Consider the following 6,844-nt stretch of genomic DNA (forward strand, 5'->3'; position numbering starts at 1 on the left):
CCCGTCATACATTCTTCTTGGTAGGCGGCACCAGTGCCGGCCTCATTGCCGCTCTGTTAGCGGCAACGCAGCCAGGGGACAAGGTGCTGCTACCGCGCCATGCGCATCGCTCTTTGCTGTCGGCAATGATATTAGGTGATCTTAAACCGGTTTTTTACCCGACCACAGTGGATCCGAAGTGGGGTATGGTGGCTGGCTGGGATCAAGAGGCGGCACTACGTCTTATAGACCGGCATGAAGATGCCCGGGCTTTAGTGCTGGTTCATCCAACCTACCATGGACTGGTGGGACCGGCGGCGGAGCTGATCCAGGCGGCCCAAAAGGCTGGGCTGACGGTAATTGCTGACGAAGCCCACGGACCGCACTTTTACTTTCATCCTGATTTTCCAGCAGGGGCGCTTCGGCTTGGGGCCGATGCGGCGGCGCAAAGCACTCATAAGCTGTTAGGATCGCTCACTCAAAGCTCATGGCTGCATTTGGGCACGGAGCGTATTTCCCCGCAGCGGGTAGCCGAGGCCCTGCGCTGGCTGGAAAGTTCCAGCCCTTCGTATTTGCTGCTGGCATCTTTGGATCTGGCTCGCCGTCGGGCAGCCCAAAGAGGCCGGGAAGACTGGGAGCGGGCCCGGCAGTTGGCCGGAGAACTTAGTTCCGCTTTACTGACGATCCCTTCTATTGGCGTTTGGTCGGAGCTACCGCCGGCGGCTGTGGAGCGCGATCGCTGCAAAGTAACAATAAGTGTTAGTGATTTAGGGATGACAGGCCCGGAAGCGGCTTTTTATTTGCAGCGTCAGCATAAAATTCAAGTAGAACTAGTTGAACTTGATACCTTACTTTTTGTGGTTACACCGGCAGACGACAAGGGCAGTGTTCAGATGGCGGTACAGGCTGTAGCCGAGTTGGCTCAGCAAAGGCGGCCAGGGGCTTCCGGTCCCGGGGCGTTGCCGTCCATACCGGCGATAACAGAGGGGACCCTGTTACCGCGGGCAGCGGCTTATGCTGGCCACTGTACGGTGCCGCTAGGGCAGGCAGTGGGTAGAATTGCCGCCCAAGCCGTGGTACCTTATCCGCCGGGAGTACCGCTGGTGTGGCCGGGGGAAGAATTTACCCCCAAGACGGTGGAAGTTTTGGCGATCTATGTTCGTTTAGGTATACCGGTTCAGGGGATAGCACAAAATGAAAATCAGCGGCTGGGCGTGGCCGTGGTGGAGGAATAATAGTGTTTATAACCTTAGAAGGTATCGACGGCTCCGGTAAGACGACCCAACTTAGACTGCTGGAGGCGTGGCTCAAGGAACAAGGCCTTGAGGTAGTGTCTGTTCGAGAACCGGGTGGAACACCCTTGGGCGAAAAAATACGGTCCCTTCTTCTTTCCGCCGCCGACGGACCGCAAACGTCGGCTGCCGAGCTGCTGCTCTATGCAGCTGCCCGGGCAGAACTTACGGGTACAGTGATCCAACCGGCCCTTCAAGCCGGGCGGACTGTTATTGCCGATCGCTTTAGCGATTCTACCTGGGCGTATCAAGTGTATGGGCGCAGGCTTAAGCGGTTATGGGCCGACCAAGTGCTGGCTGGGGCCACCGGTGGGCTAAAACCGGATCTGACTCTGCTGTTTGATCTTACCCCAGCGGTTGCGTTGGCGCGCACTGGACGGGGTGACCGCTTAGAACAAGAAAGCCTGGGTTTTTTTCACCGGGTGCGCCAAGGGTATTTAACCTTAGCCCAGGAGGAGCCGGAGCGGATTCGAGTCATAGCGGCCGATAACAAAGATATAGAAACGATCCAGGCCTTGGTGAGGCAAGAGGTCCGGGGTTTATTGTTTAGTTAAGGAGGCGCGAATATGAAGCTTATCGTAACCGTAGTCCAAGATCAGGATGCGCCGCATTTGCTGGAGAAACTATTAAGTGGCGGTTATCGAGCCACCAGGCTGGCTTCTACCGGTGGGTTTTTGCGGCAGGGCAATACCACCCTACTGGTGGGGGCTAAAGACGAAAAAGTGGAGGAAGTACTTCAGCTTATCGAGGAAACCTGTCGTTCGCGCAAACAGACAGTAACGCCTTGGGTTCCGCTGGGTGGCGCAGTGGACACTTATGTCCCCTATCCGATGGAAGTGAATGTGGGGGGAGCAACGGTGTTCGTGCTGGCGGTGGAGGATTTCCGCAAGCTGTAGGAGGGTGGTTATGGGCTGGGAGAAACTTAAGAATCAACCGGCCGCTTCTAAATTACTGCAAAATTACCTGGCCCGGGGACGGGTGGCCCATGCCTATCTATTCTTAGGGCCGGATTCAGACAGCAAAACAGAGGCGGCTTTGTTGCTGGCTCAAGCGGCAAACTGTGCTACCGGTGCACCTTGCGGTACCTGCCGGAGCTGCAACCTGATTGCTGCCGGCCGTCATCCTGATGTGGAGGTCTTAACCCCGCAGGGGCGCTTTTTGCGCTTAGATCAAATCCGGGCTCTGTGCCGTCGGGCCGGCACCACCACCCTGGTGGGCCGGACCAAAGTATACATTCTGCTCGAAGCGGAGAAACTTTTGCCGGAGGCAGCCAACCATTTGCTGAAGACGTTGGAAGAACCGCCGGCGGATACAATCCTTATTCTTGTCGCCGAGCATAAGCAGGCGCTGCTGCCCACGATTGTGTCTCGGTGTCAGGAGATTGTCTTTCATCCCCTGCCCCCGGCCGCTGTGGCCGAGCGCTTACAGGCAGCCGGCTGTAGCCCGGAGCAGGCGCACTTGGCTGCTCAGTTGGCAGGGGGAGATCTGGCGGCGGCCCAAAGCTGGGTCGAGGATGATGCCATCCAGAAGCAGGAACAGTTTGTTCAGCTGGTGCGAGACCTGCCCCAGGGGAAAACGGCGCTTTTTACCGCTGCCGAAAGCTTTGCTCAAGCGCCGGAATATTTTCTGCCGCTTCTGCAAGGTTGGTATCGGGATTTGCTCGCCTGGCACACCGGTGTTGACCAGGGAATGTACCATCGGGGCCAAGAAGAAGCGGTGGCTCAAATGGCATCGTGCTATAGTTGTGAGGACCTGGTCAACTGCAACCAGGCTATAGAAAAGACGAGTCAGCTCATTTTTGGCCGGCTTAATGTTAATGTGCGCTTGAGTTTGGAGGCGCTGCTGGTACAACTTATTGCGCCGAAACAATAATGGTGGTAAAGAGGTGAGATATTCGTGCGCGTAATAGGGGTTCGCTTTAAAAAAGCGGGTAAGATATACTATTTTGATCCCACTGACCTGGAGCTCCAAGTGGGGCAAAGCGTTATTGTGGAGACGGCTCGCGGGGTGGAGTTCGGCGAGGTGGTACTGGGGCCGCGGGAAGTGGCGGACGAAGAAGTGGTGGCTCCCCTTAAACAGGTGATGCGGATAGCCACAGCTGAAGATCGGGAGCAGGTGAAACAAAATCGGGTCAAGGAAAAAGAGGCCTTTGATATTTGCCAAGAAAAGATTTCAGCCCATGGGTTGCCCATGAACCTGGTGGAGGTTGAGTATACTTTTGACCGGGGGAAGATTATCTTTTATTTCACTGCTGATGGTCGAGTGGATTTTCGTGAGCTGGTTCGGGATTTGGCCGCTGTTTTTAGAACCCGGATTGAGCTCAGGCAGATCGGTGTGCGGGACGAAGCGAAGCTGATCGGCGGTCTGGGACCGTGTGGCCGTATTTGTTGCTGCACAACCTTCCTGGGTGAATTTCAACCGGTGTCTATCCGGATGGCCAAAGAGCAGAATCTATCGCTGAACCCGACCAAAATTTCCGGATTGTGCGGCCGTCTGATGTGCTGCCTCAAATTTGAAGCACCGGCCGATGACAAGGATGAAACCACACCGGGGAAGGAAGAAGGGTGCAAACGCTCCTGAATTCACATAGACAGGAAACACCAATTAACTTGGCAGGAATGACGTTTTTGATGTAGAATATAAGTTAGATTAATTCATACTGCTACAGGGAGGAGATTAGACGTGCAAAGTCCTGTACGCCTGGGCATCACACTGATGATTATTTGCATGGTGGCGGCGGGACTCCTGGCTTTTACCAACGCCAAGACGGAGCCCATTATTGCCGAAAACGAACAACGAGAATTAGAGGAAGCACTCAAAGAATTGCTCCCTGAGGCTGAAACCTTCGTGCCTAATCCAGAAGGGGACAAGGTTTTTTACCTGGGCCGGAAAGGTAACAATGACGTGGGTGTAGTGGCGGTGTTTCCGCAAAAAGGGTTTGGCGGTGTAATGAAACTGGCCTTGGGCGTAAACGCTGACAGCGAAGTTACCGGCTTTAAGGTTTTGCAGCATTCCGAAACCCCGGGTTTAGGAGCTAGAGTGGCGGAGTCGGCCTTTGCCCACCAATTTATCGGGAAAAGCACCACCGACGACTTTCTGGTGGGTAAGGATGTTCAAGCTATCAGCGGTGCTACCATTTCTTCGCGGTCGGTAGCCGGAGGCATAAAGCTGGTGGCAACGGAAATCGAGAAGAAATACGCCCAGGATCAGGTGGTTATTGACTTAGGTCAGATCCCTGACGGCCAGTACGAAGGACAAGCCCATGGTTTTGAAGCCCTTATCAGGGTAAAGGTGACGGTAACTGGCGGCAAGATTGCCGATATCCAACTACTGGAGGAGCGCGAAACCCCGGACGTAGGGGCGAAAGCGTTACCAAAACTACGTCAGGCCATGCTCCAGGAGCAAGTTCTGGACGTGGATAACGTTTCCGGGGCCACTTTTAGCAGTGAAGGATTCAAGGCAGCGGTAACCGATGCGTTGGAGCGAGCGGGAGAGTAGCTTAGGAGAACCACTGTTAGGCAGACCAGATCGAGGGGAGGCAGAGGCCCCCCTTTTTCTATAAAGTTATGGCCCTGAGCCGATCGGCATTGTCGCCGGTTTGTACCGGGGCAGGAGAATTATCGTAGGGAGGCGGCTGGGTGTGGCCGATATGGAGACCAAACTGAACTGGTTAGAAGAGCAACTGGAATTGCTCCTGGCAGCTGTGCAGGATATGAAAGCAGAATTAACCCGGCCGGACGTGCAGCGGCCCCGGGAAACCGAGCGAGTTCAGCAGACCCTGGGTGAAGGATATGCCAATTTAGCCCGTCTCTACCGAGAAGGTTACCACATCTGTCCCATGCATTTCGGCAGTCAGCGCCAGGGGGAGGAGTGTCTGTTTTGTGCGGCTTTGCTTCGGAGAGGAAAAGGCGAAAACCATTCTGAGCAAGCATAAAGAGAAAAGGGAGATGGTGACTGGGTACAGGGGGTGATTTGGTGCCGGGTAAATTGTATTTAGTTGGTACTCCCATCGGCAATTTGGAGGATATCTCCGGGCGGGCCTTGAGAGTCCTCAAAGAGGTAGACCTTATTCTGGCCGAAGACACCCGACGGACGCGGGGGTTGTTGGCTCATTTTGACCTTCACACGGCCCTGACCAGTTACCACGAACATAACGAGCGCCAAATGGCGGCCAAAGCAGTGACTTGGCTACTGGCGGGCCAAAAACTGGCCCTGGTGACTGATGCCGGCTTGCCGGGTATTTCTGACCCTGGCTGCCACCTGGTACAGCAAGCAGTGGAGAATCAGGTGCCGGTGGAAGCAATACCGGGACCCACGGCTTTTGCCCTGGCCTTGGTAATTTCTGGACTGCCCACCGAGCGGTTTACGTTCTGGGGCTTTCCCCCCCGACAGGGCCAGGAACGACGGGAGCTATTCCTAACCGCTCTGTCTCGACCGGAAACAGGCATTTTTTATGAAGCGCCGACTCGCCTGGTGCGCACCTTGAAAGACTTGGCCGAGCTGGCCCCGGAGCGGCCGGCTGCGGTAGCCAGAGAATTGACCAAAGTCTACGAAGAGGTCCAACGAGGTTCCTTAGCTGAACTGGTCCGCCTGTTTGACCGGCGGCAGATAAAGGGCGAAATATGCCTGGTATTAAGAGGCCGGCTGCCGCAAGAGGAGCCTTTGGTGGCGACCCATGGTTCGCCCCCGTCGGATCCGGTTTCGTTGGTAGCCCAGTTCCAGGAGGAAGGCTTAGAACGAAAAGAAGCTATGCGGGCGGCGGCTAGGAAGCTGGGGCTGTCCCGGCGAGAAGTCTATCGGCGGATGGTGGCCGCAAAACAAAAACAGGATTCCAACACCAATAACTAAGATGTCGGCATCCTGCTAACTTTAAGCCTGGCCATAGAGAGCTTAAGTAAATACTAGCCAGTCCGGGGCGCTAAGTGCAATTTCAGGCTGAGGCAGCTTTGGACTGCAGAGCCATTAGGCATTTTTGGCAAACGTTTTTGCCCTGAAACGAAACCACATCTTCAGCGCTGCCGCAAAATACGCAATCAGGTTGATATTTTCTTAGAACGATTTTATCGGCATCCACATAAATTTCTAGGGCGTCCCGTTCAGCTATATCCAACGTACGACGCAGTTCAATAGGAATAACGACCCGGCCCAGCTCATCAACCTTTCGTACTATTCCGGTAGATTTCATCATGGTTCCAACTCTCTCCCTTCATTTCGACAGCATGTTACAAGTAAAGTATACCAGGAATTCCAATTAAAGTCAACGCTTTTTACAAAAATTAGGTGACCGTACTGGTATGGCGTTGATTTGTATCCTTAACCAAAGAGAGCAGGCCCTAAACAGGAACAGGACCAAAGGCCCAACCCGGTCTGCCATGGGGACAGTCCTCGCGGCTGGTCTGGTTTTGCGACCCCTATTGCCATGTGGCAGTGCTGCCAATTTATTTGGCGTTCGCTTAAACCGAGAACCTCTGCTGCGTGCCTGACGGTGATCTTACCCTGCATCACTTGTTCCATGACGTATACACGTCGGGGTTCTTTTATGTTCAAGAAACCATCTTCCTTCCTCATGGTGA

9 protein-coding genes are annotated in these 6,844 nt (G+C 54.6%); 8 read left to right on the plus strand and 1 reads right to left on the minus strand.

Annotated elements, in window-relative coordinates:
* The 8 genes from GX016_02655 to rsmI all read left to right on the plus strand — a co-directional run.
* The coding region (locus GX016_02655; protein HHT70466.1) for an aminotransferase class I/II-fold pyridoxal phosphate-dependent enzyme at positions 1-1,214 on the plus strand (1,214 nt) is incomplete at its 5' end.
* A complete protein-coding gene (gene tmk / locus GX016_02660; protein HHT70467.1) occupies positions 1,211-1,825 on the plus strand; it encodes a dTMP kinase in 615 nt (204 codons plus the stop codon). The genes GX016_02655 and tmk, both read left to right, overlap by 4 nt.
* A 12-nt stretch (positions 1,826-1,837) precedes the next feature.
* The gene (locus tag GX016_02665; protein HHT70468.1) at positions 1,838-2,167 is read left to right on the plus strand and encodes a hypothetical protein; all 330 of its coding nucleotides are present in this window, start codon (positions 1,838-1,840) and stop codon (positions 2,165-2,167) included.
* 10 nt (positions 2,168-2,177) lie between these two features.
* Positions 2,178-3,143, plus strand: a complete 966-nt coding sequence (gene holB, locus GX016_02670) for a DNA polymerase III subunit delta' (protein HHT70469.1) — start codon at positions 2,178-2,180, stop codon at positions 3,141-3,143.
* 18 nt (positions 3,144-3,161) lie between these two features.
* Positions 3,162-3,851 carry a stage 0 sporulation family protein gene (locus GX016_02675; protein ID HHT70470.1) on the plus strand — a complete coding sequence of 230 codons (690 nt, stop codon included), beginning with the start codon at positions 3,162-3,164 and terminating at the stop codon, positions 3,849-3,851.
* Positions 3,852-3,953: 102 nt separating this feature from the next.
* Entirely contained in the window at positions 3,954-4,769 is an 816-nt protein-coding gene (locus GX016_02680; GenBank protein HHT70471.1) for an RnfABCDGE type electron transport complex subunit G, read from the plus strand.
* Positions 4,770-4,911: 142 nt separating this feature from the next.
* Entirely contained in the window at positions 4,912-5,205 is a 294-nt protein-coding gene (locus tag GX016_02685) for a DNA replication initiation control protein YabA (GenBank protein HHT70472.1), read from the plus strand.
* A 20-nt stretch (positions 5,206-5,225) separates the two neighbouring features.
* Positions 5,226-6,119, plus strand: a complete 894-nt coding sequence (gene rsmI, locus GX016_02690; GenBank protein HHT70473.1) for a 16S rRNA (cytidine(1402)-2'-O)-methyltransferase — start codon at positions 5,226-5,228, stop codon at positions 6,117-6,119.
* Between the two features lie 82 nt (positions 6,120-6,201).
* On the opposite strand, the gene GX016_02695 is transcribed toward rsmI, so the two are convergent.
* The gene (locus GX016_02695; protein ID HHT70474.1) at positions 6,202-6,459 is read right to left on the minus strand and encodes an AbrB/MazE/SpoVT family DNA-binding domain-containing protein; all 258 of its coding nucleotides are present in this window, start codon (positions 6,457-6,459) and stop codon (positions 6,202-6,204) included.
* Positions 6,460-6,844 lie beyond the last annotated feature (385 nt).

The sequence above is a fragment of the Bacillota bacterium genome (assembly GCA_012837285.1).
In the GTDB taxonomy this organism is placed as follows: Bacteria; Bacillota; DTU030; order DUMP01; family DUMP01; genus DUNI01.

Bases quoted from the DNA above. Each gene is read 5' to 3' on its own strand.
- GX016_02695 (HHT70474.1), bottom strand. From the start codon at position 6,459: ATGATGAAATCTACCGGAATAGTACGAAAGGTTGATGAGCTGGGCCGG.
- GX016_02665 (HHT70468.1), top strand. From the start codon at position 1,838: ATGAAGCTTATCGTAACCGTAGTCCAAGATCAGGATGCGCCGCATTTG.
- holB (HHT70469.1), top strand. From the start codon at position 2,178: ATGGGCTGGGAGAAACTTAAGAATCAACCGGCCGCTTCTAAATTACTG.